Annotated in this window: 19 protein-coding genes; 6 read left to right on the forward strand and 13 right to left on the reverse strand. The window is 63.7% G+C overall.

What is annotated here, in order from left to right; all coding sequences use genetic code 11:
• Window positions 1-73: 73 nt before the first annotated feature.
• Together AC1D1Y_RS17335 and AC1D1Y_RS17340 are read left to right on the forward strand one after the other, a co-directional pair.
• The gene (locus AC1D1Y_RS17335) at window positions 74-1,750 is read left to right on the forward strand and encodes a hypothetical protein (RefSeq protein WP_477683410.1); all 1,677 of its coding nucleotides are present in this window, start codon (window positions 74-76) and stop codon (window positions 1,748-1,750) included.
• A complete protein-coding gene (locus tag AC1D1Y_RS17340; RefSeq protein ID WP_477683411.1) occupies window positions 1,750-15,282 on the forward strand; it encodes a PLxRFG domain-containing protein in 13,533 nt (4,510 codons plus the stop codon). The genes AC1D1Y_RS17335 and AC1D1Y_RS17340 overlap by 1 nt, the downstream gene beginning before the upstream one ends.
• Here the strand turns inward: AC1D1Y_RS17340 and AC1D1Y_RS17345 are convergent.
• Window positions 15,279-15,554, reverse strand: coding sequence for a hypothetical protein (locus AC1D1Y_RS17345; RefSeq protein ID WP_477683412.1), 276 nt, complete (start codon window positions 15,552-15,554; stop codon window positions 15,279-15,281). The genes AC1D1Y_RS17340 and AC1D1Y_RS17345 overlap by 4 nt on opposite strands.
• Before the next feature lie 66 nt (window positions 15,555-15,620).
• Entirely contained in the window at window positions 15,621-16,346 is a 726-nt protein-coding gene (locus AC1D1Y_RS17350; protein WP_477683413.1) for an SOS response-associated peptidase, read from the reverse strand.
• Window positions 16,347-16,412: 66 nt separating this feature from the next.
• Here AC1D1Y_RS17350 and AC1D1Y_RS17355 point away from each other — a divergent pair, with 66 nt between their 5' ends.
• Window positions 16,413-16,730, forward strand: a complete 318-nt coding sequence (locus AC1D1Y_RS17355) for a hypothetical protein (RefSeq protein ID WP_477683414.1) — start codon at window positions 16,413-16,415, stop codon at window positions 16,728-16,730.
• A 646-nt stretch (window positions 16,731-17,376) separates the two neighbouring features.
• Here AC1D1Y_RS17355 and AC1D1Y_RS17360 read toward each other — a convergent pair.
• Genes AC1D1Y_RS17360 through AC1D1Y_RS17390 form a run of 7 tightly spaced genes read right to left on the reverse strand, consistent with a single transcriptional unit; the run spans window position 17,377 to window position 21,290 of the window.
• Window positions 17,377-18,345 (reverse strand): tyrosine-type recombinase/integrase, encoded by a 969-nt coding sequence (locus AC1D1Y_RS17360; RefSeq protein WP_477683415.1) that lies wholly within the window; start codon window positions 18,343-18,345, stop codon window positions 17,377-17,379.
• The gene (locus tag AC1D1Y_RS17365) at window positions 18,342-18,572 is read right to left on the reverse strand and encodes a hypothetical protein (protein WP_477683416.1); all 231 of its coding nucleotides are present in this window, start codon (window positions 18,570-18,572) and stop codon (window positions 18,342-18,344) included. The genes AC1D1Y_RS17360 and AC1D1Y_RS17365 overlap by 4 nt, the downstream gene beginning before the upstream one ends.
• On the reverse strand, window positions 18,565-19,077 hold the full coding sequence (locus tag AC1D1Y_RS17370; protein WP_477683417.1) for an HD domain-containing protein: 513 nt from the start codon (window positions 19,075-19,077) through the stop codon (window positions 18,565-18,567). The genes AC1D1Y_RS17365 and AC1D1Y_RS17370 overlap by 8 nt, the downstream gene beginning before the upstream one ends.
• The gene (locus tag AC1D1Y_RS17375; RefSeq protein WP_477683418.1) at window positions 19,074-19,556 is read right to left on the reverse strand and encodes a hypothetical protein; all 483 of its coding nucleotides are present in this window, start codon (window positions 19,554-19,556) and stop codon (window positions 19,074-19,076) included. The genes AC1D1Y_RS17370 and AC1D1Y_RS17375 overlap by 4 nt, the downstream gene beginning before the upstream one ends.
• Window positions 19,553-20,314, reverse strand: a complete 762-nt coding sequence (locus AC1D1Y_RS17380; protein ID WP_477683419.1) for a hypothetical protein — start codon at window positions 20,312-20,314, stop codon at window positions 19,553-19,555. Before AC1D1Y_RS17380 ends, AC1D1Y_RS17375 begins: the two co-directional genes overlap by 4 nt.
• Window positions 20,311-20,760, reverse strand: coding sequence for an ASCH domain-containing protein (locus AC1D1Y_RS17385; protein ID WP_477683420.1), 450 nt, complete (start codon window positions 20,758-20,760; stop codon window positions 20,311-20,313). Before AC1D1Y_RS17385 ends, AC1D1Y_RS17380 begins: the two co-directional genes overlap by 4 nt.
• Window positions 20,760-21,290, reverse strand: coding sequence for a hypothetical protein (locus AC1D1Y_RS17390; RefSeq protein ID WP_477683421.1), 531 nt, complete (start codon window positions 21,288-21,290; stop codon window positions 20,760-20,762). Before AC1D1Y_RS17390 ends, AC1D1Y_RS17385 begins: the two co-directional genes overlap by 1 nt.
• A gap of 27 nt (window positions 21,291-21,317) precedes the next feature.
• Between AC1D1Y_RS17390 and AC1D1Y_RS17395 the strand changes: the two genes are divergently transcribed.
• Complete coding sequence (locus AC1D1Y_RS17395; RefSeq protein ID WP_477683422.1) at window positions 21,318-21,623, forward strand: hypothetical protein; 306 nt, start codon at window positions 21,318-21,320, stop codon at window positions 21,621-21,623.
• Window positions 21,620-21,859 (forward strand): hypothetical protein, encoded by a 240-nt coding sequence (locus AC1D1Y_RS17400; protein ID WP_477683423.1) that lies wholly within the window; start codon window positions 21,620-21,622, stop codon window positions 21,857-21,859. The genes AC1D1Y_RS17395 and AC1D1Y_RS17400 overlap by 4 nt, the downstream gene beginning before the upstream one ends.
• Before the next feature lie 8 nt (window positions 21,860-21,867).
• Here the strand turns inward: AC1D1Y_RS17400 and AC1D1Y_RS17405 are convergent, their stop codons facing one another.
• Complete coding sequence (locus AC1D1Y_RS17405) at window positions 21,868-23,007, reverse strand: ATP-dependent DNA helicase (RefSeq protein WP_477683424.1); 1,140 nt, start codon at window positions 23,005-23,007, stop codon at window positions 21,868-21,870.
• Between the two features lie 29 nt (window positions 23,008-23,036).
• On the opposite strand from AC1D1Y_RS17405, the gene AC1D1Y_RS17410 reads away from it, so the two are divergent.
• Window positions 23,037-23,273 carry a hypothetical protein gene (locus tag AC1D1Y_RS17410; RefSeq protein WP_477683425.1) on the forward strand — a complete coding sequence of 79 codons (237 nt, stop codon included), beginning with the start codon at window positions 23,037-23,039 and terminating at the stop codon, window positions 23,271-23,273.
• A 2-nt stretch (window positions 23,274-23,275) separates the two neighbouring features.
• Here the strand turns inward: AC1D1Y_RS17410 and AC1D1Y_RS17415 are convergent, their stop codons facing one another.
• From AC1D1Y_RS17415 to AC1D1Y_RS17425, 3 genes are all read right to left on the reverse strand, one after another.
• Window positions 23,276-24,898 carry a DNA cytosine methyltransferase gene (locus AC1D1Y_RS17415; RefSeq protein ID WP_477683426.1) on the reverse strand — a complete coding sequence of 541 codons (1,623 nt, stop codon included), beginning with the start codon at window positions 24,896-24,898 and terminating at the stop codon, window positions 23,276-23,278.
• A gap of 19 nt (window positions 24,899-24,917) precedes the next feature.
• Entirely contained in the window at window positions 24,918-25,724 is an 807-nt protein-coding gene (locus AC1D1Y_RS17420) for a hypothetical protein (protein WP_477683427.1), read from the reverse strand.
• A gap of 94 nt (window positions 25,725-25,818) precedes the next feature.
• Window positions 25,819-26,127 (reverse strand): KTSC domain-containing protein (locus AC1D1Y_RS17425; protein ID WP_477683428.1); only part of this gene is annotated, 309 nt, incomplete at its 5' end.

A 26,127-nucleotide genomic window follows, 5' to 3' on the forward strand; every position in this document is an offset into this window, starting at 1 on the left:
CTCTCGCGCTGCGCATCATCGGTGAATCCGAAGTCCGCAGTGTGCACCCCACACCACTGAAAGGCAGTATCAAATGAGCAAGAATGCAATCGCGTTTCTGACTGGTCTTGGCACCGGCGCAATGACCCAGTACGACAAAGAGTCCAAGCAGAAGCGAGAGGACGAGGACCGCGCGCTTCGCAACGAAGCCGCACAGCTCCAGATTGACGCTGCCAAGAAGGCGGTCTCCGATCAAAAAACCATCGCCCAGGCGGGTTTGCCCGTTGAAATGGTCGAAGGCGCGGGCGGCATGGTCAAGCCCGACACCATGGACAACCGCGACGTCGGCTTGCCCGAGAATGCGGATCTGCCCAACCAGGGCCTGCAGCAGGGCGGCTACAGCGTCGGCGGGAAGGCCTTCACCGACCCGGCTTCTGCTCAGGCTGAGCTGACCGCCCAAAACAGCCCGGAAGCCCGCAGCAAGCGCGTGATAGCGGCCGTGTCAGGCATTGACCCCATGAAGGCGCTGGACCTGGAGAACCAGCAGACCCAGCGCGGCCGCGAAACCATCAAGTTCACCCAGGAACAAGAGGCCTACGCCAAGAAGCTGAAAGACGAAGGCGCCATCGATGCCTTGAAGGCGCTGCGCATTGGCGACGGCGCCGGCATGACCGCGGCTTTCAACAAGGGCGGCGAGTTCAAGATTCTGGGGGAACCCGTGCTGAAGACCGAGCAGCGCGACATCCCTGGCGTCGGCACCATCCCCACGTTCTCCGCCACCTTCCAGGTGCAGGGCAAGGACGGCCAGCCCAAGGAAATGACGGTCAACTCGCACGACCTGGGCATGAGCCTGATGCCCTATGAGAAGTGGTATGACGCCCAACTAAAGGGCGCGAAGGAAGGCCGCGAAGGCCGAGAAACTGATTCCAAGGTCAAGCTGCAGAACGCGCAGGCAGGCTACTACGATTCCGCCGCCGGCGCGAAGGACACGGCTGCCAACAAGATGTCGGAAATCGACAAGTCCACGCTGAACAGCATCAATAAGCAGCGCGAGACCATCAACACCGCAATCACCAAGGCCCAGGCCGAGGGCAGCTACGACCCCAACAGCCCGGGCACGAAGGCGCTGAGCACGAAGCTGGCCGCGCTGGCGCTGCAGGAATCGCAGCTTCAGGCCCGCTATGCCGGAGACCCAGGCGGCGCGAAGCCTGACCCGCTGGGCGTGCGCGGCGCGGCACCATCTGGCGGCGGTGGACCGCTGAACAATCCGGCCACCCAGCCCGCGCGCGACGCGGAGGCGGGTGCGATCCTCATGCAGGAATATGGCGGCGACGTGACCAAGGCCCAGGCCGCGGCAAACGAGCTGGCCGGAGAGGTGAAGCGTGCCAAAGGCGACGCCAAGGCCATCCTGCAAAGCCAGCTCAACCGGTTGCAGATTGGAATTGCCAACGCCAGCAAGGCGCCGGCGCCGAACGCTGCCGCCGGCGGCCTGCCACAAGCAGCAAAGCCGGCCCCTGCTGCACCTGCACCCGACGCTCCATCTGCTGCGGCTCCAGCGGCCGCCCCGGTGGACGAGGCGGCCATGCAGGCAAAGATTGATGCCGAGCACCTCGAAATGGGCTACGGCAAGCGCATGAAGTACAGCCCGGAAGTCAAAGCCTATCTGGACCAGAAGCGCGACGAGAAACGTAAGGCCGACCAGGCCGCTTCCAAAGCATACCTTGAGCGCGAGGCCAAGCGCGCCATCGCTGCATCGAAAGGCCTCTCTTAATGCTCTCAATTGCCGACATCAAAGCGAAGTACCCGGACCTCGGCGGTCTGGACGATGACCAGGTTGTAGATGCGGTTCACGAGGCGTTCTATCAGGACTTGCCGCGAGAACAGGTAGCCGCCAGCCTGGGCGTGAAGCCCGCGCCCGCGCCGCTGGAGCCGCGTTCGCTGCTGCGCACGGTCGGCGATGTCGGCATTTCCGCATTGAAAGGCGTCATCGCGGTACCGGAGGCGGTCGTGGGCCTTACCGACATGGCGACAGGTGGGCATGCCGGCCGCGTGGCCGAGGCTGTAGGCTTCCGGCCCAAGGAGGCCAAGGCCATGCTGGACGAGGGCTACTCGGATCAGCAGAAGGCGGCCTTCCAGAAGGTGCAGGCCGCGCAGGGCCTGGGCGACACGTTCATGGCGGCGGTGCAAAACCCGTCTGTGGTCGCGCATTCCGTAGTGGAATCGCTGCCATCCATGGCCGCCGGCGGCGTCCTGGCGCGCGGCGGCTTGGCGCTGGCGCCCAAGCTGGCGCCCGTCCTGGCCGGCGCGCTGGGTGAGGGCGTGGTGGGCGCAGGTTCCGCTGCTGAACAGATCCGGCAAAGCACCGGTGACGGGCTGCTGACCGCCAAGCAAACCGGCCTTGCCGCCGCCACGGGCGTGCTGACCACCGGTTTCGGCATGCTGGGCGGCAAAATCGCCAAGAAGCTGGGCATTGCCGACGTGGACACCATGCTGACGGGCGCGGCCACCTATCCGGCGATGCGTAAGGGTGTGGTGCGCAGCGCGCTCGAAGGTGCCGTAGCCGAGGGCGTGCTGGAAGAGCTGCCTCAGTCCATCAGCGAGCAGGTGCTGCAGAACATGGCGCTGGACCGTCCGCTTGACGAGGGCGTCAACCAGGCGGCCGTGCTGGGCCTGCTATCGGGCGCGGCCATGGGCGGCGGTGCCAACGTCATGCACGGCTTTAGCGGTGACCACCCTGCCGCTGGCGTGGCTCCGGCGAAGCCTGCCGGGCCGCTCGCGCGCGCCGCGACTTCGGTTGAGCCGGGCACTGGCGCGGCCATGGAAGCCGCCGCCGCGCCGGCGGCGAAGGTGGAGCCCATCCCAGAGCCGGTGGATGACCCCATGGTGGACCGCATCAACGCACTGCCGGACGGCACGCGCGAAGAGGCTCAACGCGCTTATGGCGTGGTTGCACGTGACGACGTCGCCAAGGGCGTGAAGGCCTACAACAAGAAGCTGCTGGACCGCCTGCTGTCGGAGAACGACACAGCCGAAGGCACTGAGGCGGTGAAGGCAGGGGCGCAGCCGACCATCGACCGCACCCGCAGGGTGGACCCGGAGACCGGCGAAATCATTACCGCCTACGACGAGCGCAACGCCGACGCGCCAAAGCAGCTCGAGGGAGACATCCTCAACGCGCAGAACAAGCCGTTCACGAACATGGGCGCGGCCAAGAAGACCGCGCAGGCGCTGGGCACCGACTTCGCGCCTATCAAGCTGAACGCCAACGCCTTCGTGGTACGCAAGAAGGAAGCCGAGCAGGCCCCGGCCGCAACCGGCGACTGGGCAAATTTCGAGCCGCAGACCGGCACGAAGGGTATCCCGCGCGCCGACATGCCGCAGATCAAGGCCGAGCACCGCGGCGCCATGGTCAATTTCCTCAACGCGCGCGGCATCACGCACGAAGAGGTGGAAGTGCCGCCCGCCAGCCTTAAGCCCACGCAGGCGGAGTACTCCTTCGAGAAGGTGCGCCAGGCCATGGACTTCACCGGCGGAGACCGGTCGATCCTCATTTCCAGCGACAACCACGTGCTGGACGGCCACCACCAGTGGATTGCCGGTGGCGAAAAGGGTGCGGCGACCGTCAAGGCCATCCGCCTGAACGCGCCCATCGAGCAGCTTATCGAGACCGTGAAGGAGTTCCCCAGTGCAGAAACCTCAGAAGGTGCGGCCGCCCAGGTTGATACGCCTGCAGCGGCAGATGGTGCAACGCCTCAAGACAACGCCGGAGCGAGTGGTGCTGCTGGAGCGGACGGCAAGCGCGCCGGCAAGCCCGACGCTGCACTGAAAGCCTACCCAGCGCGGGGAGTCTCGGAGAAGGCCGACATGGAGCACCTTTTCGGCATACCCGAAAAGCGCGCCAAAGGCCTGGCGCGCATAGCCAAAGGGACGGCCTACTTCCACGACAAGGGCAAGGCCGACGCCTGGCTGGCAGAGCATGACCTGGGCGCGACCCATGAGGTGGTGCCCAACAAGAAGCGTTTCGACATCAAGGCGAAGGCCGAACCGGCAAAGGGTAGCCCCAGCCACCCAACGCACTCGCAAGACCCTGTGGTCTCGGACAAGGACATCGAATTCAACCGGGCTTTGGCCGCCGAGCAGCAGGCCGAGCGGGAGAAGGATTCCGGCTACAAAGTGCCAGATGACGTCGGCGCCGCGCTGCGAAAGCTGGGCGCAATGCCAGACTCCAGGACCAAGGAGACCGCCTGGAGCATGCCCACGAAGGTCGGCGGACTGGGTGATGTGCTTGTCAACTTTGACCCGAGGACGAACGAGGCAACCATCATCGCCCAGCACATGGGCAAGACCTACGACGAGCGCAAAGCCTCTGGCGCTGCGGCTATTTCCGCCGCTGTTGAGCGTGCGCGTGATGGCATCGACGCCGGCGTAAAGGAAATGGCGCGCCGCACGGCCGCCAACCGGGATAAGAAGCAGCAGACGCGCCGCATCACAAAGCCGGACGGCAGCTACTTCAACGTCGATGTCAGCGACCAGTTTCTCAATTACGAAAAGTGGATTGCCGATGGCAAAGCGGTGCCAGCAGGGATGCGAGAACAGATCGCAGCCGATACGCGCCTCAATGATGGCGAGGCCGACCGTCTGCTTGCCAGGGTGGACCTTGAGGCCAAGGCCGCAGCGCCCGCCGTCAGCAAGAACACCGTGTTCACCGAGGACGCCGCTGCAGCAGCGCGCGCGGTGCTCAAGAAAAAGCTATCCGGCACCCTGAACAGCGGCATTGATCCCGAGCTTCTTCAAGCTGGATTGACGCTTGCCGGTTTTCACATTGAAAAGGGCGCCCGCACCTTCGCCGCCTATGCCAAGGCCATGCTGGCCGACCTGGGCGACGACGCAAAGCCCTACCTGAAGAGCTGGTACATGGGCATCAAATACGACCCCCGGGCCGCGGCATTTGATGGCATGGATGACCCGGCGGCCATGGACGCCGTGGACCTTGACGCATTGAGCGCGCCAGCGGCGGCCGCGTCTGGTGCTGGCGAAACCCCCGCCCGCGCCCAAGCGCGCGACCGCGCCATCCGCTACATCAACTGGTGGCGCGGCAGCCATCCCAAGGCAGGCCTCGACCAGTTGATGGGTGGCATCTACGAGGGTGCCAGCTTCCAGGTCGGCGCCGGCGGGGCGCCGTTCACGAAGGCCGGCCAGATCATGGTCGACGTGGCTGGCCTGAAGGACCGGGCCGAAGGCATCTTCAAGTTGAAAGAGCTGTGGGACCAACCCGCACCGCCCAAGCCCACCCAGGACGGCTCTATTGAAACTGGGGTGAATAGCCCCGATACTGGAGGACCGAAAGATGGAAATGCAACACGGCAACTGGATCAGTCAAGCGCGGGATCACTGGAAGGAGCACCTTCCCAAGATGTACGCGCGCCTGGAGAAAGCCGGGACGCTGGAGCAAGCCCTGACCGAAGCGGCGGACGCGACGGCGGCGGGGATGCGCGTGCTGGTGACGCAGGGAGCGACGCAGCAGGAAGCGTGGGAGCAGGTGAGGGAGCGGTACCTGTTCCTGCCCGAGGAGCCCGAGCAGGCGCCCAAGATGTCAAAAAGCCAAGGGTACCGCGCGCACGCCGAGCTGATGAAGGGCCTGGGCTCTTTGGGGATGCCGGAGGAATAACGCCGGAAGCTGGGGTCAACCCAGCGCCCAATGCGCCGGCCATCGCCGCCCCGCAGGTCAAGGCTGAAGACTTCACCATCACCGACGAGCTGGCGCTGGGTGAGGGCGGCCAGAAGGCCAAATTCAAGGACAACGTTGCCGCAATCCGGCTGTTGGCTGAGCTGGAAAGCACCGGCCGGCTGGCGACGCCCGCCGAACAGGAGGTGCTGGCGAAGTATGTCGGCTGGGGCGGCCTGCCGCAGGCCTTCGACGCCAGGAACGCTGACTGGGCCAAAGAGCACGCCGAACTCACGGCCCTGATGAGTCCTGAAGAGCTGGCCGCCGCGCGTCAGTCCACCCGCTACGCCCACTACACCAGCCGCGAAATCATCGCGGACGGGATCTACGCTGCCTTGCGGCGCTTTGGCTTCAATGGCGGCAAGACCCTGGAAGCTGGCGCCGGCGTCGGCAACTTCATGGGCCTGATGCCTGCGGACATGCGCAGCGCTGGCCGCTTCACAGCTATCGAGCGTGAGCCTTTTTCGAGCGCGATCGCGCGCCAACTTTACCCACAGCAGAACGTCCAGCAGGCCGACTTCACCGAGTTTCGCGGCACCGACGCCTACTACGACGCGGCCGTGGGCAATCCGCCATTTGCCAGTGACGCGCAGACCGACCGCAGCGGCCGCAAGCATTTGTCGGGCCTGAGCCTGCACAACTACTTCTTCGCAAAGTCCGTCGATATGCTGCGCGAGGGCGGCATCATGGCGCAGGTCATCACCAACGCCTTCATGGACAGCAAGACGGAGACCGCGCGCAAATACATCGGTGAGCGGGTGAAGTTCCTGGGCGCCATTCGGATGCCCAACAACGCCTTTTCCAAGAACGCCGGTACCGACGTAACCACCGACCTGGTGTTCCTGCAAAAGCGGCCGGACGGCGAGATTGGCGGCAAGGCCGCGCGTGAGGATGCCAAGCGCTGGCTGACCGTGGGCCAGACCAAGGACCGCCGCGGCAGAACCGTGTCGCTGAACAAGTATTTCATCGACAACCCGGGCATGATGCTGGGCGAGTTCGGCGCGTTCGGCGGCATGTACGGCCCGGACACGACGTCGCTGCAGGCCCGGCCCGGCCAGGACACGCTGGCGCTGCTGAAAGAGGCGGTGGGCAAGCTGCCGGAAAGCATTTACCGCAGCGTGGCCGAGACCGGCACCGCCGAGCACACCCAGGCCGCCATCACGGCACTGAAGAGCCCCAGCGTCAACGAGGGCGGCTATTTCATGGAGGGCGACAAGCTGATGCAGCGCCTGCCGGATCTGGCGGGCGAGGCGCGGGGCGTGCAGGTCACCCCCGAGACCCAGTGGACCGAGAAAACCAAACTGGGCGACACGGGCTTCGAGCGCATCAAAGCGCTGGCCGGCATGCGCACTACGGTGCGCGGCCTGATTGCCGCTGAAATGGGCGACGACGCCAAGGCCATGAAGTCCCTGCGCGCGACGCTCAACGGGCAGTACGACGCTTACCGGGCAACCCACGGCCTCATCAACGACCCCAGCACCTTGCGCGTGTTCGAGGATGACCCGGACTTCCCGTTGCTGGCCTCTCTGGAGCATGGCTACACGCCAGGCATTGGCCTGGCCGCGGCAAAACGCATGGGCGTGAAGCCCACGAAATCGACGGCCCGCAAAGGCCCCATCTTTACCCAGCGCGTGGTGGCAGCGCGCGAGAAGGTCCAGAAGGTAGACACGCCGGCCGACGCCCTGCAGGTGTCGATGGCCGAGCGCGGCAAGCTCGACGCTGGCTACATCGGTGAGCTGCTGGGGATGGAGCCGGAGGCGGTGCTGAAGTCCTTGAGCACGGGCGAAAAGCCGCTGCTGTTCCGCGACCCGGCCAGCGATGAATATGTGCTGCGCGACGCCTACCTCTCGGGCAACGTGCGCGCGAAGCTGGCGCAGGCCCAGGCCGCCGGCATGTTCGCCAATGTGGCTGCACTGGAGGCGGTGCAGCCGCCCGAGGTGGCAAGCCATGAAATCGTGGCGCGCATCGGCTCCCCGTGGGTACCTACGAGCGTCTATGCCGACTTCGCCAATGAGCTGTTCGGCGAGGATGCCAAGGTCAGCGTCACCTACCTGAAGGCCAACAGTTCCTACCAGCTCTGGGTGAGCGGCGGCAACTCGCTGGCCCTGAGCAACACCTGGGGCACGCCGGCCTACCCGGGCGACAAGATGCTCAACGCACTGTTGAACAACCGCAGCATCAAGGTCACCTACATCGACGGCGAAAAGAAGACCCGCACCGACGTGGAGGCCACCGAAATGGCCAATACCAAGGCACAGGAACTCAAGGACCGCTTCAACGACTGGCTGTTCAGCGACCCGGAGCGTTCCGAACTGCTGACCAAGGCCTACAACGAGACCAACAACAACTACGTCACGCGGGTGTACGACGGCTCCCACATGACCTTCCCCGGCAAGGTGCCTGACAGCATCATCAAGTTCCGCCGGCACCAGCGCAATGCCATAGCGCGCATCGTGCAGGACCGCACCGCGCTGCTGGACCACGTGGTCGGCTCCGGCAAGACCTTTACTGTGGTGGCGGGCGCCATGGAGCTGAAGCGCACCGGCTTGGCGCGCAAGCCCATGGTGGCTGTGCCCAACCACCTGGTAAAGCAGTGGGCCGCCGACTTCTACCGCCTATACCCTGGCGCCAACGTCCTGACGGCCACCAAGAAGGACTTCGAGAAGGCCAATCGCCGCAAATTCCTGGCCCGCATCGCGACGGGCGACTGGGACGCCGTGGTCATAGCCCACAGCAGCTATGGGTTCATCAAGCCGGCGCCCGAGTTCGAGGCCGACTTCAACGCCGAGCAGGTCAAGCAGATCATGGCGACCATCCAGAGCGTGGAGGTCAGCGACGGCGAAAAAGCCACCAAACGCCGCACGATCAAGCAACTGGAGGCCATGAAGGAGCGGCTGGAGAACCGCATTCGCAGCCTGCGCGACAAGCCCATGGATGACCTGCTGGACTTCGAGCAAATCGGCGTCGACCAGCTTTTCGTGGACGAAGCGCACATGTTCAAGAACCTCATGTTCAGCACCAAAATGCAGCAGGTGCAGGGCCTGGGGGACAGCGCCGGCAGCCAGCGCGCCTATGACATGTATGTGAAGGCACACCAGGTGTACGCCAAGAACGGGCGCGGGCAGGGTGTGGTTTTCGCCACCGGCACGCCGGTCAGCAACTCGCTGGCCGAGATGTACCACATGATGCGGTACCTGATGCCATCGCAGATGAAGGAGCTGGGCTTCGAGTCGTTCGACGCCTGGGCCAACACCTTCGCCAGCGTTGAGCAGGTATGGATGCAGGCGCCCAGCGGCGACGGCTTCAAAGCCAGCAACCGCATGAGCAACTTCGTCAACACGACCGAGTTGCTGAAGATGTTCGACCAGGTCTCCGACACGGTGACGATGGACGACATCAAGAAGGCCTACACCGAGGAAAACGACGGCGCCGCGTTCCCCCTGCCCAAGCTCAAGGGCGGCCGGCGCACGCCGGTGTCCTTGGATAAGTCCAAGGCCCAGGACGACTACATGGCGGAAATCGCCAAACGGGCGCAGGCCATCGAGAAGCGCCGCGGCCCGCCGAAGAAGGGCGACGACAACATCCTGGTTGTTATGGGTGACGCCCGCAAGGCCGCCATGGACATCCGCCTGGTTGATCCGGAGGCCACCGAGCGCGAGAAGGGCGGCCGCATCGACACGTCCAGCGACCGCGTGCTGGAGCGCTACCACCAGTACGAAAAGTGGAAGGGCACGCAACTGGTGTTTTCGGACATGGGCACGCCCATCAAGCATGCCAAGGCCGAGCTGAAGGAGTACGAGGCCCTGCAGGCACGCATCCAGGCCGGCAATGAGGATGTGGCCGCGTCCGCGACGCTGGGCAACGAGGCTGCCATGGGCATCATGGAAGACGTAGAGGCCGCCCAGGCTGAGCTGGACGCCAAAGGCCAGGACTGGCTGAGCGCCGTGCAATCCGCTCTGCGCGGGTTCAGCGTCTACGACGACTTCAAGGCCGCGCTGGTTGAAAAGGGCATCCCAGAGCACGAAATTGCCTTCATCCACGACTACAACACGGATGACCAGAAGGCCAACCTGTTCCGCAAGATGAACGCTGGCCAGGTGCGCGTGCTGCTGGGCTCCACCCAGAAGCTGGGCGCCGGCACCAACGTGCAGGAGCGGCTGGTGGCCCTGCATCACCTCGACGTGCCTTGGCGCCCGTCCGACGTGGAGCAGCGCGAGGGCCGAATCGAGCGCCAGGGCAACATCCTGATGACCGAAATTCCGGGCTTTGAAATCGAAATCTTGGCCTACGTGACCAAGGACACGCTGGACATGCGCATGTGGCAGGTGCAGGAGACCAAGCTGAAGATGATCAACCAGCTCCGGTCCCGCCAGATCAGCCGCGAAATTGACAACGCCTTCGAGGACATGGAGCTGAGCGCCGGAGAAATGCAGGCCGCCGCGACCGGCGACATCAACCTGCTCAAGGAAATCCAGATTCGCAACGACGTCAAGAAGCTGGAGCAGAAGCGCCGCAGCTTCGAGGCCCAGCGCAACGACCTCATCAGCCGCCGGCGCCGTGTGCAGACCAGCCTGACCGACTTGCCGGGCCGGCTAGAAAAGGCCCGGGCGGACGCCGCCCAGGCCGACAAATACCTGTCGGACCTGGTGAATAACCCGCCCGAGTTCAAGATGGAGATTGACGGCAAGGTCTACACCGATGCGCATGAGGCCCAGGCCTATCTGCGCGACAAGACCGAAGCCAAAGTCGAAAGCACCGACGCCGCTGGCGAGAAGACCAGCAAGGCAGCGCCTGTGTCCATCGAAATCAACGGTGAGACCTTCAAGAGCCGGGCCGCTATTGCGGAGGCATTCTCCGAGGCGCGTGGCGACCTGGAACCCATCCGCTGGGCCTTCAACGGTACCGAATACCGCCGGCGCGCCAAACTCGCGACGGCGCTGCGCCAGAACATCGTTGACTCCATCGCCGACGAGACCTTGAAGTCGCTGGGCACCATTGCGGGCTACGAGGTGCAGGTGGAGGGTCAGGTAGCAAAGAATGGCAACATCGACCTGGACCTGACCCTATCGCGCGACGGAAAGGTTGCGCTGGAGAAAACCGTGGTCGCCGACCAACCCGCGCACGCGCCCGAGCGTGTGGTGCGCGTGGTCGAAAACCTGCTCCACAGCGCCGTGAGTGAGGTGGACTGGCTGCAGCGCAACCTCGACCGCGCCAAGAAGGAAGCCGCCGAGCTGGACTCCGTCACCGACGCCGGCGCGTGGCCGGAGGAAGCCAAGCTCGAGGCCGCGCGCGCGGCGCACAAGGCGGTGCTGGCGCAACTGAAGAAGAAGGATGGCGGCACGGCTACTGCAGCCGCGCCGGCTGACCCAGACGACGAAGTGATGTTCAGCCGCAGCGCCACGGCGCCGGCGGCCCTGAAGCCCATCGTCACCCCCGTGGGCACGGCTTTCCAGAGCGCTGACGTGGTGCTGGGCAAGCCTCGATTGAACGTGCGGCAGCCGGGCGGCGCGGTAACCCGCATCGACTATGAACTGCGCGACCCCGTGGAGTTCGCCAAGGCCCGGGCGGAGGGCCTGGACGCCGCGGCGGCCCGGGACCGGTCCAACGTGGGCATTTTGACGATGGATGTTGACAAGGCGGGACAGTTCAAGTCCTTGCGCAACATCGAGATTTTCCAGTCCAAGCGCGGTAGCGGCATGGCGGAAAAAGTGGTGGGCGCCATCATGGGTAGCCTGCCTGAAACAGCCAAACTTCACATCCATGACATCCTGCCCACGGCCGTGGGCTTCTGGGATAAGATGGGCGCGAAGTTCCCCCGGTCGGAAGACTATATGGAGGCGTTTTTGACGCCTGCCCAATACAGGAGCGCATATGACACCCGCACCAGTGCTGCAGGAACGAAAGGATCGCCAGGAGAGCAGGGCGAGGCCCTATTCTCCCGAGGAAGAGAAGGCGGATCTGGAAATGATGGAAAAGCTGGCGCCCAAAAAACCGGAGCCAGCCAAAGCGTAGAGGCCGCGCGCGCCACCGCCGAGGTGGAGCGCTATGTTCAAGCCATCACGTCACGCTGGGCCAACGCGCCCGAGGTCGTTGTCGTCTATGACATGAGCGACGAGCGGATTCCCGAAAAGGTCCGCCAAGAAGACCATAAGCTGCGCAGCGGCGGCACGGAAACCAACCCTGACGCCTTCTTCCACCGCAACAAGGTCTATCTGGTCGCGTCCCAGATTCCGACCGCCCAAGTTGCTGCTGAAAAGCTCTTTCATGAGTCGCTGGGCCACTACGGCCTGCGCGGCAATTTCGGCGGCGCACTCAAGCCATTGTTGACCCAGTTGGCAGTGCTGCGCAAGGCCGACATCGAGGCGAAGGCCAAGGAGTACGGCCTGAATCTGGACGTGCCCAACGAGGTCGCCCAGGCCGCCGAAGAGGTGCTGGCCGAAATGGCCCAGAGCCGCCCCGAAATTGGCTACGTCAAGCGGGCCATCGCCATCATTCGCACCTGGTTGCGCCGCAACGTCCCGGGCTTCAAGAACCTGAAGCTGACCGATGAGGAAATCATCAACAACTACATCCTGCCGGCGCGCGGCTGGGTGGAGCGCGCGGCGGCCGCGAACGATACCAAAGTGTCGAAAACCCCTGCCAGCGATAGCAAACTTGCTCCAGAAGTCGCTTTTAGCCGCTCCCTGCCGCAGGCCCTGGCCGGCGCGATGAACAACGCCCAGGACGTGAAACTGCCCGCCGGCTACATCGTCAACGACTTCTTCAAGGCCAACGGGAAGCTGAACTGGTGGCACAAGACTGTCGGCACCCAGTACAACCTGGCCGAGCGCAACCCCACCTTCAAGAAGGTGTTCGACGGCGTGCAGAGCTTCATCAACGACGTGTCCTTCTACGCCAGCGAGGCGGCCGACCTGGCGCCCTCGATCCTGCCGAAGATGGAGTCGTGGAAGGACATCACCAAGTCGCCTATCTCCGCCGCTGACAACAAAGCCATCGCGGCCCCCATCTTTGAGGGCACGCTGGTCTGGATGCGCGACGGCGCCGGCAAGCCGGTCAAGGCCTCCGTGATGGAAGAGGCGGCCGCCAAGATGACGGCCGACGACAAGGCCCAGCGCCTGTTCCGCGAAGACAAGATCAGCGAGGGTGTGCTGAAGATGTGGCGCGGCCTGCCCATTGAGCAGTACGAGAGCATGGTGGACGGCAAGTATGAGCGCGAGTTTCTCAAGCCGGGCATCGTCTTCACGCCGGCGGAGCTAAAAAGCTTCTTCAAACTGACCGACCGCCAGGTGGAGCTTTACAACGAGTTCCGCGCAGCCACCGACAAAAGCCTGACCAACATGGCAGTGGCCGACATGGTGCGCTTCGGCGGTACCGACGTGGAAGAGGTGCGAGACCAGGCGCTGGCCATGGGCGACGTGGACGCCGCGGCCGTGCTGCTCCGCGACCACCTGCTGGAGCTGAGCGAGGGGAGCGAGCGCGCCGGCGTGCTGCAGGACACGGCCAGCCGCATGATCGACAAGGCCGACCGCGCCCGCGACCTGATGGACCGGGGCTACGCGCCGCTGTCCCGCTTCGGCTCCAACTCGCTCGACGTGGTGGACGAGAACGGAGAGCGCGTGTATTTTGGCCTGTTCGAGTCGAAGCCCGAGGCCAACAAGATGGCGCGGCAGATGCGCGCCAACTTCCCGAACGCCACGATCAGCCAGGGCACCATGAGCGACGAGGAATACAAGCTCTTTGCCGGCGTGAGCCCGGAAACGGTAGAGCTGTTCGGCGAAATGCTGGGCCTGGAAGCGGGCGGCGACGACGCGGCACACCAGGCGTTCCAGCAGTACCTGAAGCTGGCAAAGGCCAACCGCAGCGCCATGAAGCGCCTGATCCAGCGCAAGGGCATTGCGGGCTTCAGTGAAGACCCGGGCCGCGTACTGGCTGGCTTCGTCTACTCGAACGCCCGCCAGACCTCCAGCGGCCTGCATATGGGCGCCATCACCCAGTCGGTGAAGGACATACCCAAGGGCCAGGGCGAGTTGAAAGACGCCGCCATGCAGCTCATGGACTATGTGAAAAACCCACAGGAAGAGGCGCAGAAGATCCGTGGCCTGCTGTTCGCGCAGTACCTGGGCGGCTCCATCGCGTCGGCGCTGGTCAACTTGATGCAGCCCCTGAACATCACCTTCCCGTGGCTGAGCCAGTACGGCGGCATCGCCAAGGCCGCGATGCAGATGAAAAACGCTGTGGGCGACGCCCTCAAGAAGTCCACCGGCGACAAGGCGCTGGACGCGGCCCTGAAGAAAGCCGAGGAAGACGGCATCGTGTCTCCGCAGGAGGTGTTCCAGCTCATGGCCCAGGCGCAGGGCAAGGCCACGCTGAAGCCGGGCGACGGCACCACGGCCGGCGACGCGGCCGCTACAGCCAGCAACGCCATGTCCAAGCTGTCCCTGGCCTGGGGGAAGGTGTTTGGCCTGGCCGAGCAGTTCAACCGCCGCACGACGTTCATTGCCGCCTACCGCACCGCCGTGGACCAGGGCATGTCCGACCCGGCCGCCTTCGCCGAGCGCGCGGTTCAGGAGACTCAGTTCGTCTACAACAAAGGGGCGAAGCCGAAGTGGGCGCGCGGCGCCGTGGGCGGCGTGCTGTTCACCTTCAAGAGCTATTCCATCAACTATGTGGAAATGCTGAGCCGCATGGCCTCCAGCGGCCAAGAGGGCCGCAAGGCCGCGCTGCTGGCGCTGGCCGTGCTGTTCTTGATGTCCGGCTCAGGCGGCCTGCCGTTCGCTGAAGACCTGGACGACGTGGTGGACGGCGTGATGCAGCGCCTGGGCTACAACTTCAGCTCGAAGCAGGCCAAACAGGAGTTCTTCACCGGCTTGCTGGGCCGCCCGGGTGCCCAGTTCGTGGAGCGCGGCATATCCGGCCTGGCCGGCGTTCCCATCGACGTGTCTGGCCGCCTGGGTATGGGCAACCTGATCCCCGGTACCGGCCTGTTGACCAAAAAGCAGGACCACAGCCGCGATTTGCTCGAGCTGGCCGGCCCGGCCGGCGACCTGGGCAAGCGCGCCTTTGACGCCGCCGGCAAGCTGGTCGACGGCAATATCACCGGCCGCACCGGCGCCCTGGCTACGATGTCGCCAACGGCCGTGCGCAACGTGATTCAGGCGGTGGACATGGCGAACACCGGCATGTACCGCGATGTCAACGGCAAGAAGGTCATCGACACGGACAGCTACGACGTGTTGGCCAAGGCCATCGGCTTTCAGCCCAACGACGTGGCCCGCGTGCAGGATGCCACTCGCCAGGTGCAAAACATGGTCGGCCAAAACAAGATGCGCGAGTCGGAAATCGCAGCGATGTGGGCTCAGGGCATGTTCGAAGGTGACCAGGCCAAAGTGCAGGAGGCGCGCGACGCGCTGAAGCGCTGGAACGAGGCCAACCCTGCAGCGCCCATCAGAATTCAGATGCCGCAGATTCTGCGCCGCGTGAAGGCTATGCGCGAAGACAAGGCAACGCGGATCGCCAAGACGGCACCGAAAGAAATACGGGCCAGCGTTCGTAAGGAGTTGGCCGAAAGCCGCGATTAGGCGTCCGGCACCGGGATGCAGAGCCATTGCTGGTCCGGGCGCCTGTCGCGGTTCCGCGGCAGCCGTTCGTCGCCAAATATCTCTTTGCCGGTGATCACGATGTTGCCGTCTTCAAGGTGTTGCCGGTGCGCCGGCATCATCGGCTCCGCCAGGTCCCGCCCATCAGGCCCCGTGATGGTGGCATAGCAGCGCCTGGAGCTGCCCACGGCTGGGCAGTCAAAAGTGAGTTTTCCGCGCACGGCGCCGCGCTCGACAATACGGGTTGTCGGCATCCTTTTACCCAAATCAAAACAGACATAGACGTCGTAAAGCACTGTATAAGAATACAGTGTTTTGGGCTAAAATAGTCCCTCTCCCTGGGTCTGAACCTGGGTATTTTGGGCTGATCCGGGCAGCGGAATGTTCTTGGTCGGGTCGGCTGCTCGGTGCCTGAAAACTTCTATTGGGGGCACCTGAATCAGGGCTTCCGCCTGTTCAAGGCTGCCATGTAGCCACTCGTCCCAGCGGTCGCGCTCCAGCGGCACCACAGCCCGCTTGTCCTGCTCCGCAAGGATGTTTCCCGCCTTGTCTACCTCGGGCTTGTGCATCAGGCCCAGGAGAGGATGCCCGTCGCAATTCTGCGTGATCATGGTGTAGTTGGGCACGACTTCGCCTTCGGGAGAAATCCACTCAGCCCAGATGCCGGCCAGCGCCCACGGCTCCCCATCAGCGCGCTCAAAGCGCCAGGCAATGCTTTTGGCTTTAGGGTCGTGCTCGGGGTAGTAGGGCTCTTGAAAGGTCACCGCCGGGATGAGACAGCGCCGGCCGCTGAGCCATGCGGCCGAGTATGTTTTGCGGGTTGCCAGGGTCTCACGCCTGGCATTGTTCGTTTGCCCGAACGGCTTGGCCGTCTTGGAATCTGGCGCGATCATGCCCCATTGCCCGACTTCCGGTTTTCCGCCTGCCTTGAGGTACGGGCCTGGCTTGAGTGGGGCTACATAGCTACCCCAGGCAAGATCACGCAGATCCACACCAAAGTAATTGCTGAATACCGCTGGCGTGGGCGGGGTGTAGAGGTTGCACATGGCGTTACTGTACCGGCAGGCACCGCCCCGGGTTTGTAGTCAAATTGACAAATTAATGGAGGCAACATGGCGAAATATTTAACAGGTGCGGTGCGCTTTAAGGACGGCGAGCCTAACGAGCTGGCGGTTTACCCGATGGAACCGGACCCTGAACTAGAGGCTCTTGGGCACATGCAGATGGATTACATCGCTGATGCTCAGGAGGTCGTTGAAGACATCAAACGGGGAGACGCTTACTTCGCCCGTTTCCAGGGCACAGGCACGCTGTACCAGCTGGAGGTCGTGACCCGCAACGGCAAGGAAACCCTAGAGATTGTGGACGCGGGTCAGCCTTTGGAGTTCAAGACGCTGCGCAATTTGCCTGAGCCGGGTATGCTGAGTTAAAGGAGCAGTTATGGACAAACACAGAAAATTGATGATCCTAGGCATCAATGAATTGTTGGATCGAGGGGTAGTCTCGTTGACGGAGAAACAAGAGGTCGAGGGCCATGTTTTCTGCACGTTGGCAGGTCGCCCTAGTGTTATTAATTGGTGCAACCTCTCCGGGGGAGAGCTTCGGATTAGCGTGTGGTGGGATTTTGACTTAGCACGACACCCACAAGCAAATCTTCAAGGCAATCAGAGGGAGTGCTTCACGGGGACGATGCCCCTTGCCAAGTCTCTGCACTATCCAAAGTTTCTCGGGGCGGCGAGTTCTGGCTGGCTGGAGCGACGGACGGGCGCCTGGATTCAAGGTAAGGGCCCGAAGGGATTGGTACACAAATACTGCCGCGCCACTGAGCGCAGCTTCCTTGAGGAGTTACCCCCGCCGCTACCTAACGGATACCTGGCAGAAGGTAAATTTTTCCGGTGAGCCGTCACTGCGTGGGCACCTCGCCAGCCGGGAAATTTCCGGGAACGAACAGCCGCGAAGCCGCACCAAATCGCTATGAAATCAGCGAAAATATTCCCAAGAATCACGCCGCAGCCCGCATGTATATTGGTTTTGACCGCCAGATTGTGATTCCTGTTGTCGTGGGTTCGAGCCCCATCAGCCACCCCAGTCGCCGTGCCGTTTCTTGTACTGCGTGACATAGAAATGGCGCAGATCGTGGAACGTGAAGTTCAGCTCTTTGGTTAGCGCACCTTCCTCCCGGGCCTTCGCCTTCAGGCGGGCAAACCCCAGCTTGAAGGCCTGAGCCGTGTAGGCATTGCCCTTGGCGTTGGGGAAGACCCAGCCGGCTTCGGTGTTGCGGCCCAGGGCGCGCATGCGCTTCATCAGGTCCACAAGCAGGTCCGACATTTCCACCTCTTCTACGATTTCGGGCTGCCCGTCACGCTGCTTGGCGCGGATCAGCGTGGTGATGAGGTCACCGACCAGCGGCCAGGCCAGGGTACGGAATTCAATGCCACGGTTGCCCGCCAGTGAGGCGAACTCGGCCATGCCGGCCAGGATTGCTCCTTGGCCCTTTTGTTTCCACGCCCACTCCAGAAACGTTTGCAGCGTGGCCGGCGCCGGCGCCTTTTTGCGTGGTTTCTCTTTGTTACGGCGCACCTGCTTGCAGGGGTTTGTATCCAATTCGCCACGCTCCACGGCCAGATTTAGCAAATTCGACAGCAGGGCGAACTCACGGTTGGCCCGAACAGTCGCTTTGGCGCGCTCAACGCGCAGGTAGCGCGCGATATGGGCTGGCTTGACATGCTGCGGCGCCATGGCGCCGAAACGCTTCAGCAGGGGCTTGCTGGCCTGCGTGTAGTCGTCGCGCGTGCCCTGCGCCAGGTCCTGCCAGCCCGGCGAAAGCTGGTACAGCCGCCACAACTCGTTGACGGTGCCCTTGTCGCCGTTGTGGCCGGTCAGGTCCAGTACCTGGCGCAGCGCGGCCTCACGGTCGCGACCGAGAGGGATGGGCTTTCCGCCCACGGGGTGGTAGCGGTAGGTGTAGCCGCCTTTGGTGCGCGGGCGCGCCTCCATGCGCGGCAGCAGGCCGGCGGTGCTTTGCCGGTCGCGGGGTCGGCTCATATGGGTGTCTCCCAGGCGGGTTCTTGTGCTGGCTCAGCGACGGGCGCCTGCGCCATGCCGCGGCCCGTCACAGCGTCGTAGTGCGCGCGGTTGACCAGCGGCCGGCCGTCAGCGGCGCGCCGCACGTTCAGCTTCATGGCAAGCAGAAAGCGCACCTTGGCCGCGTTCTGAGTCAGCGGGTGACAGATGTTGTCGATTTCACGGTCGGTGAGGTCCGCGTCAGCCATTGGGCACCTCCGACTGGAGCCGGGCAATGCGGACCAGGCGCGGGTCGGCCCGGGTCATTACGTCCAGCAGAAGGCGCTTTTCCTCGAGGTAGGTCACGGCGAAGACTGGGTCGTGCCGGACGATGCTGGAGGTGTTGCTGATGAGGTCAGCGCATTTGACGGTCTGCACCCAGTCCGGCGCGCCGGCCAGCCGCACGCGGGATGCGGCCTTGCGTTCGGCACGGTTGCCGGCTTCAAGGTCGGACAGCAGCTTGACCCCGTTAGCCACGGTAAAGCCGAACCGCTCGTAAATTTCGTCCACCGTGACACCGCAGTCCTCCACCGTGTCGTGCAGCCAGGCCGTGGCCACCATTGCGGCCCAGTCCTGGGTCATTGGGTTGGCGACGGCCGCCACGACGCCGGCGACTTCGGCCAGGTGGTCGGCGTATGGGTTCAAGGTGTATTTGCGCACCTGGCCGGCGTGCGCACGGCGGGCGAACATCATTGCTTCGTAGGTGAGGCTCATCCCAAGTTCTCCATGTTGTTGCAGTTGCAAGGGGTTGGCCCGCCGCAGACCTGGCAACGGCCTTCCGGCGCTGCGTGGCCTGTCCCTGCCGGGGCAGAACGAATCAAGCGCTCCAGCTCGTCTGCCAGCAATCCCCCGAATTTGGTCTGCCGCAGGTCTATCCGGATGGAGGTGAGTACTACAAGGGCGTCCGCTTTCCAGTCCTCCAGGGACAGATCCTGCGCCGCCTTCGTGGGGTGCTCAACCAGCGCCTGCAGGTCGGAGTAGGTGATGGTGTGCCGTTCTTCCCGTGCTTTACGCATCAGTTCGGCCAGGCCGGCCGCCAGTTGCGGCCGTGCGTTGTATCTCTCAATGAAGGCGTCAAACGCCTCGTGCGTCATGGAGATGCCGCGCACTGCGCGCATGGGGGGCGGGCTGTAGGCGGTGGCGCCGGCGCGGAGCGCTAAGGCTAGGACTTCAGGGTATTTGGTGGCGCTCATGCGGCACCGCCTTTCATGTCGTAGGGGCCGCCGTTGTGTTCGCCAATGCGCACCACATAGCCACCGGGGCGCGCGCTATCTCCCAAGCAGGAGCAATTGCTTGCGCACGCCTGCATTGAGCGGCCGGGCTTGACACAGGAAATCGCATAGATGGGCGCTTCGGGCAGCGGGGAGTGCTTCGGCTTGGCTGCCTGTTTCGCCCGGATCTGTTCAACCTTGCCCCAGATGCGGTCCAGTTCGATTTCTGCCGCTTCGTGCATGTCCATGCCGTGGGCCAGGCACAGCGCGGCGTGCGTGACGCTGACGCCGCCGGACTCCTGGGTCTTTTCGCCGACCGGGCGGCCGAACACGTAGTCGACCAGTTGGTGGGCTTCGCTGGCTGTCATGCCGCACGCCTGCACCAGCTCCGTGGATTCCTCAAAGAACCGGTGATTGCGCTCTTCCTTGTCGGCGGAGATTTCCGGGCCAAAGCAGACTTGCATCCAAGGTTCGACACGGCGCTGAAAAGGTGAGTGCGGGTCTTCCCGCGGCCGCAGTGGGTTGGCCCTGATGGTGGGATTGATCTTGTCCAGCCAGATGTTGAACGCCATGCGTTTGTCGGCCCGGCTGCATTCCGGCGCGCTCAGGCTGTGCAGCAGCCATGACGGCACGCTGACCATGAAGGCCTCGCCGGTGTCGTTTTTGTTGTCGAACTGGGTCTCGATGTCCAGCTCGTTTGGCTCGTCAATGTCCGTCGTCACGGGGGCGGCTTGGCTCATGATTTCTCCGTTGGTGTTGAGGTTGAGAGGTCGGGCACGCTAAAGAAGCCCAGCGCTCCTTTGAACGGTCGGAATGGCTGCGGCTTGGCATTGGCCAGCACGAAGCCGTGGCTACCCATGAACCACGGCGAAGGGCTCGATGTCACGCAATCAGTGATGACAGCGCTGCCGATGATCCCGCCGCGGGGCAGGGCGTCGAAGGCCAACATGGCGCTCAGCTCTTTGCGGCGCTCCAGCGGCAGATGCCACAAAGCCTCTGTGGCAAATTCAATGGCGTCTTCCCACTCGTAGCGAGTCATGCCTTTGGCGGCGTGAATCAGTACCGGACCGCGAAAGCGTGTCGCCCAACTCCGGTTCTCGATGTCTTTGCCGAAGTGCACGATCAGGGTCGCCCATGGCTGGCGGACTGAAATGGCCTTCACTGTGGGGATGGCGACTTCACGCATCAGTAGCCCCTTCCCAGTCCGTGCTTTGCAACCGCGTCGGCCAGGGTGTCCGGGAGAGTTTGGCGGATCAACTTCACGCGCTGGGCATAGGTCATTGCGGCCCATGCCTTGCGAGTGATGCCATAGCCCCACACACCATCCGCGAACTTCACGCCGACGTGAAGGCACTGGTCCAATTCGCTCCGCTCAACCCGAAGGATCAGGACGTCCAGCGGGATGGTGCGGAAGCACATGGGCTCGGTCTCGTGCTGGGCAAAGCTGGGCGCCAGATCCGGCAAGGGTGGCGACACGTCCACGCAGGCCTGGGCGCGGTCGGTGCTCTTCCAGCCAACGGACATTTCCTCTTCGGCGGGGAACAGGATTGACATGGGGCCGACCAGCTCTTTCGCGTGGTCCAGCTCCTGCTCAAGTTCGCGCAGTTTGGCCCGGTTGGCGGTCAATGCGCTCAACTGGTCGTTTGTGATGTCCTGCAGCGTGGCGATGGCCTCTCGCGCGCGGCGGCGTTGGTTGCGTCCGAATCGGCGGCTCATAATGTTGCTTTCAAAAGAGGTGAGGCGATGGCTTTTGGATCAATCGAAGATGCAGCCGCCTGGGTGGCCGAGCGTGGTGGCGACTTGGAGCAGTTGCGAACCGCGATTGCGAACGGCTCGATGCGTGGCAGGAACCGCATGTATGGGCTGCGGTACGTCGAGTTGAGGGAGCGGCAGGAGGCCACCGGCCAAAGCCTTGAGGCGCTGGAATTGCAGCGCCAGGCCACACAGGCGGCCAAGGATTCAGCGCGCTGGGCGGGGTGTGCAATACTGATTTCGCTGGGTGCGCTGGCGCTGTCAGCCTGGCCGTACATCCACGCGCGGCTGCAATGACCAAGCCCAGCCGGACGGCGAAACAATTGCAGGGCATCCTGCAGGAGCGCATAGCCGCGCTGCCGGGTATGGAGGGGCAGGCGACGGACGTTGACCTGGGCGGGGTGGTCTGGGCGGCCGGCGACGCCGGCGGCAACTGGACAGTGCCGGTCCTGCGTAGCCGGGACACCTACCGGGCCGACGTTGCGCGCATCATCCGACAACTGCAGACCGAATACGACCTTGACGTGGATTGAGGTCATGGTCAGTTCACCAGAAGAGTCACGCGCTCGGCGGCGCGGGTGATGGCGGTGTATTGCCAGCGGGTCGCTTTTTCAGCGAAGACGGCCGATTCATCGACGATGAACACGTTGTCCCACTGGGAACCCTGGCTCTTGTGGCAGGTGAGAGCCCAGCCGAAGGTGAACTCGTCGTTCGCGCGCTTGATGCGCCAGTCAAGGTCTTTCTCTTTGCCAAGGAAGAAGGCCTCGGGCACCGTCACATCGACTGGCCCGGCGTCCTCGTCGTCCAAGGACTTCACTTCCAGGCCGATGATGTTGTCGGCGTCGCTGCCAAGGCGCTTCGGCTGCCAGAGTGACCCGTTGAGCAACCCCTTCGCGTGGTTGTTGCGCAGGCAGACCAGACGGTCGCCCATTTCGGGGAAAGCGCTGTCGAAGCCGCGTAATTTGCGGATGCGGTGGTTGTAGCGCTGCCGCGTGGTGTTCATGCCCACGATGACCTGGTCGGCGCCCAGCACCTCGTCGGCATCGACATCACTGCGCAGGATGACGCGGCTGTCGCCGTAGGTGCCGGGCTGCAAGGCCTTGCCGGCGCGCACGTCCATGGAGAGCCGGATGATGGGGTTGTCCTGGGCCTGCCGGTGAATCTCGGTGAGCAGGATTTCCGGCTTGGGCGTGTCGAAGAAGCCGTCCCCGCTGATGGGCGGGAGTTGAAAGGGGTCGCCCAGCACCAGGATGGGCGTGCCGAAGGAAATCAGGTCGCGTCCCAGCAGCTCATTGACCATGGAGACCTCATCCACGATGACCAGCGCGGCGCTGCCCACTGCGCTGTCGCGGTTGAGCTTGAAGGTGTGCTTGCCGGTATGCGGGTCCCGCTTTGCCTTGTAAATGGCGCTGTGGATCGTGCTGGCGCCGCCGCAGCCCTTCTTTTTGAGGACCAGGGCGGCCTTGCCGGTGAAGCACATGAACAGCACTTCGCCCTTGACCATGCCGGCTATTTCCTTGGCAAGCGTGGTTTTTCCCGTGCCGGCGTAGCCGAACACGTGGAAGACCTGCAGGCGCTTTTTCTTGGGGGTTGCCAGCCACTCCTTGACAGCCAGCAACGCATTGGACTGCTGGGGGGACCATTGGACGGATGTGGCCGCGCTATGGCTGTTTTCGCTCATACTGTGGCTTTCAACTTGTGGAGGGGGCTATGGAAGACATCGAACGGGCGCGCAGCCAGTGGACGGGCATGCAGGCCGAGTGGCAGGTGATTAACCAGGAGGCACGCAAAGCGCGTGGGATAGTCACCCAGGCGTTTGCCGACTGCATGGCGAAACAGGGGACGGGACCGTCCGAAGCGCAATTGGTGCTGGCGGACAAGCTGGAGCGAGAGGCCGACGCAAAGCGCATTGCCATGGACGACTTCTTGCGGAAGGTGTTTGGCTGACGTCATGCGGCCAGCCTGAGAGCTTCGGGCTCCCTGTAGTCGCTGTAATTGGCGGCGGTGACGTGATATTGCAGCTTGGGCGGCACGCAGTTGCCAATGAACCGGATCTGCTGAGCCTTGTTGAACATGCGGCCGTCGTGGCCGTGGCTCAGGATGAACTGCGGCGGCAGGCTACTCGCGTTCGCCAGCTCCCGTGGCGTCAGCATGCGGATGCAGATGTCAACGACGACGTAAGGGTCGCCCTTGATCCAGACCGTCACCAGCGCCATGCGCGCCTTCGTGGTGGCAGTGTTCAGCGGGTTGCGCAGGTCACTCCATTGACCGCCTGAGCCGTAGTACTCCATGATGAAGGCGGCGCAGCGAAGCGCGCCTTCCTCGTGTTCTGGGCTCAGATGGTATTCCACCAGGGCGTGATGCTCCCCGCCGGCGCTGACAACCTGCAGCGGGTCGCGCAGATCCCGGCCGTCGCAGTTGTTTCGCAACTGCACGAGGTTGGCTACAGAGACCGAGTGCCCGCCACCGCCGTTCGCCGTGACCGTGCCCAGCGCTGACCGCACATCCTTTGCCCCCATGCCCCAGCGTTGGACGCCCCCAGCCTTACCTTCCCCGTGGCCGGCTTGAACCATGACCGGAGCCGCCACCATAAGTTCGCCACCTCTGGCCGTGGTGATAACCGGCAGGGGCTCACGGATGTCCCGCACGCGGTTTCCGCCCTTGGTGTGCGTAACCGGCACGATGAAGGGGTCCGCGCAGTTCAGAACATACTTTTCCATGCCGCGCGCGATGCGTTTCAAGGTGGCTTCGGCCAGTGGCTTCTTGCGGCCGAAGATGCTGTTTCCCTTGTTGGTGAAGTCGATGCACTCGTAGGCGGCAATCCACTTCGGCAGGGGTTTGCCGTTCGCTCCCTTGGGGGCCTTGGCCGGGTCTTTGGCGCGAACTGGTGCGGGCCAGCAGATGGGCTGCCCGTCGCACCGGCCGACCTGGAACAGGCGGTTGCGCTGCTGGGGCACGTCGTAGTCGGCGGCGCACAGCACGCGGTCCTCGATGTCGTAGCCCATACCCCGGAGGATGGCGCAGTACTTGTGCCAGGTCTTGCCCAGGCGCTTCGGGTCAGGGATCAAAAATTGCTCTTGGCGGGGCACCCGTTCGCCTGGGCCGGCCACTGTGCCGTCAACACGGATTACGCGGCCGGTGGCCTTGTCGCGCTTGGCGATCAGCGGACCCCATTTTTTTATCTCCTTCACGTTTTCGAGCGTGAAAACGTCGGGGCGCACAGTGCCGCACCACTTCACTGTTACCCAAGGCAGGGAGCGGATGGCCTCGCTGCGCGGCTGGCCGCCCTTGGCCTGACTGAAGTTTGTGCAGTCCGGCGAGAAATGGATGTAGCCGACCGGCCGGCCGCCCGTGAGCATGTACGGCTTGACCGACCAAACGTCCTCCACTAGGTGCTGGGTTTGTGGGTTGTTGGCGCGATGGCAGGAGAGGGCGTTGTCGTTGTGGTTGATCGCGTAATCGACATGCCGGCCGAGGGCTTCCTCAATGCCGGCACAGGCGCCGCCGGCGCCCGCGAAGAACACGATGACCAGCTTGGCCGCCAGGTTGAGAACAAATTGATTGGAGAGCATCTTGCTACTTGGTGGGGGGTTAGGCCGCGCGGGCTTTGCGCTGCTTGCGCTTGAGCGGGTAGGCCTCTTCGGTCATCGTCTTGATGACGGTGAGCCGCTTGCCCTTCATGAAGTACTGGATGGCGTTCTGCGCCTTGAAGAAGGTGTCAGCCCAAAGCGCCGTGCTCAGCAGGCCCTTCTTGGTCAGGAAGTAGTTGCGCAGCGCGATGGCCGCCGATTCGGTGTCACCGTCGCCGAATCCGCTGGTGAAGACGTCGCAGAAGCGCTTCAGGCGGTCCAGGTCGCTTTCCCAGTACCAAGCCCGGGCAACGGCGGCGTTGATGACCGCGTTGCGCAGCCCGCGGCCCCGGGGGCCGTTGGCCAGCGCCCAGGTGGCCGCGTCCCGGTGTTCGCCCACCATGTCTAGCTTGTCGGCGCTGGACAGGGATTTGGTGTTGCTGCCTTGGTTGCCCTGGGCGATGGCGCGGGCCACAGAAATCAGCTCGTTGGACAGGCCGGCGTCGCGGCCGCTGATGCGCCCGTTGTCCACCAGGGACCGGGTAAGGCCGGTGTTGATGTTCAGACCGTCCGTGCGGCTCAGGCCGCGCGCAATCGGGAAGCTGATCGACACGCCCGAATCAACGATGGCCCACAGGCGGTGCTGCCCGTCCGCCAGGTCGCCGTCTTCATAGAAGGCAATCGGCTCGGGGCAGGTGGTCCACTTCCCGGCCTTCATGTCGTGGGCATACTTCTCGGCCACGCCGTCGCGCATCTTGCGGTTGTTCTTGTTCATGTTCAGCCAGCCTTCGGCCTTGGCGGGCGTCACGATTTCAATTTTTATGTCCATGGCGTGGTGAGAGGTTTGTTGTAAAAAAAGGGCACCCGGGGGCAACGAGGGAGGGAGGGAGGCAGGAGCACCCCCGGGTATGGCCCGAAACTGGTTATTTCTTCGCTTTGGCCTTGGGCGCGGGCACGCCCTTGAAGGCGTTGCGGATGTCACTGGCAAAGAAGCTGCCGGCTGACTTGGCCTTGCCGAACGCTTCGGCCTTGTCGGGTGGCACTCCGGTGTAGTCGTAGGTGAGCCCTGACGTGAAGCGGATGCGCAGCATTTGCGTGGCGGCGTCGTAACCGTGCTCGGCGATGCTGGTTGACGCCTTAACGGGCGTCATCTTGAAGCTGGGCGCTGTGGCGGATTTCTTGGTGCTGGCGGTCATGGAGTACTCCGGTGGGCCGCGCGCTCCCTGCGCGCG

It is taken from the genome of Polaromonas sp. P1_G1 (genome assembly GCF_056405595.1).

What these genes read in the sequence shown, in the direction of transcription:
- AC1D1Y_RS17340 (WP_477683411.1), top strand. Translation starts at nt 1,750, where the DNA reads ATGCTCTCAATTGCCGACATCAAAGCGAAGTACCCGGACCTCGGCGGT.
- AC1D1Y_RS17350 (WP_477683413.1), bottom strand. Translation starts at nt 16,346, where the DNA reads ATGTGCAACCTCTACACCCCGCCCACGCCAGCGGTATTCAGCAATTAC.
- AC1D1Y_RS17395 (WP_477683422.1), top strand. Translation starts at nt 21,318, where the DNA reads ATGGCTTTTGGATCAATCGAAGATGCAGCCGCCTGGGTGGCCGAGCGT.
- AC1D1Y_RS17390 (WP_477683421.1), bottom strand. Translation starts at nt 21,290, where the DNA reads ATGAGCCGCCGATTCGGACGCAACCAACGCCGCCGCGCGCGAGAGGCC.
- AC1D1Y_RS17370 (WP_477683417.1), bottom strand. Translation starts at nt 19,077, where the DNA reads ATGAGCCTCACCTACGAAGCAATGATGTTCGCCCGCCGTGCGCACGCC.
- AC1D1Y_RS17360 (WP_477683415.1), bottom strand. Translation starts at nt 18,345, where the DNA reads ATGAGCCGACCCCGCGACCGGCAAAGCACCGCCGGCCTGCTGCCGCGC.
- AC1D1Y_RS17375 (WP_477683418.1), bottom strand. Translation starts at nt 19,556, where the DNA reads ATGAGCGCCACCAAATACCCTGAAGTCCTAGCCTTAGCGCTCCGCGCC.
- AC1D1Y_RS17345 (WP_477683412.1), bottom strand. Translation starts at nt 15,554, where the DNA reads ATGCCGACAACCCGTATTGTCGAGCGCGGCGCCGTGCGCGGAAAACTC.
- AC1D1Y_RS17335 (WP_477683410.1), top strand. Translation starts at nt 74, where the DNA reads ATGAGCAAGAATGCAATCGCGTTTCTGACTGGTCTTGGCACCGGCGCA.
- AC1D1Y_RS17365 (WP_477683416.1), bottom strand. Translation starts at nt 18,572, where the DNA reads ATGGCTGACGCGGACCTCACCGACCGTGAAATCGACAACATCTGTCAC.
- AC1D1Y_RS17405 (WP_477683424.1), bottom strand. Translation starts at nt 23,007, where the DNA reads ATGAGCGAAAACAGCCATAGCGCGGCCACATCCGTCCAATGGTCCCCC.
- AC1D1Y_RS17385 (WP_477683420.1), bottom strand. Translation starts at nt 20,760, where the DNA reads ATGCGTGAAGTCGCCATCCCCACAGTGAAGGCCATTTCAGTCCGCCAG.
- AC1D1Y_RS17380 (WP_477683419.1), bottom strand. Translation starts at nt 20,314, where the DNA reads ATGAGCCAAGCCGCCCCCGTGACGACGGACATTGACGAGCCAAACGAG.
- AC1D1Y_RS17410 (WP_477683425.1), top strand. Translation starts at nt 23,037, where the DNA reads ATGGAAGACATCGAACGGGCGCGCAGCCAGTGGACGGGCATGCAGGCC.
- AC1D1Y_RS17355 (WP_477683414.1), top strand. Translation starts at nt 16,413, where the DNA reads ATGGCGAAATATTTAACAGGTGCGGTGCGCTTTAAGGACGGCGAGCCT.
- AC1D1Y_RS17420 (WP_477683427.1), bottom strand. Translation starts at nt 25,724, where the DNA reads ATGGACATAAAAATTGAAATCGTGACGCCCGCCAAGGCCGAAGGCTGG.
- AC1D1Y_RS17400 (WP_477683423.1), top strand. Translation starts at nt 21,620, where the DNA reads ATGACCAAGCCCAGCCGGACGGCGAAACAATTGCAGGGCATCCTGCAG.
- AC1D1Y_RS17415 (WP_477683426.1), bottom strand. Translation starts at nt 24,898, where the DNA reads ATGCTCTCCAATCAATTTGTTCTCAACCTGGCGGCCAAGCTGGTCATC.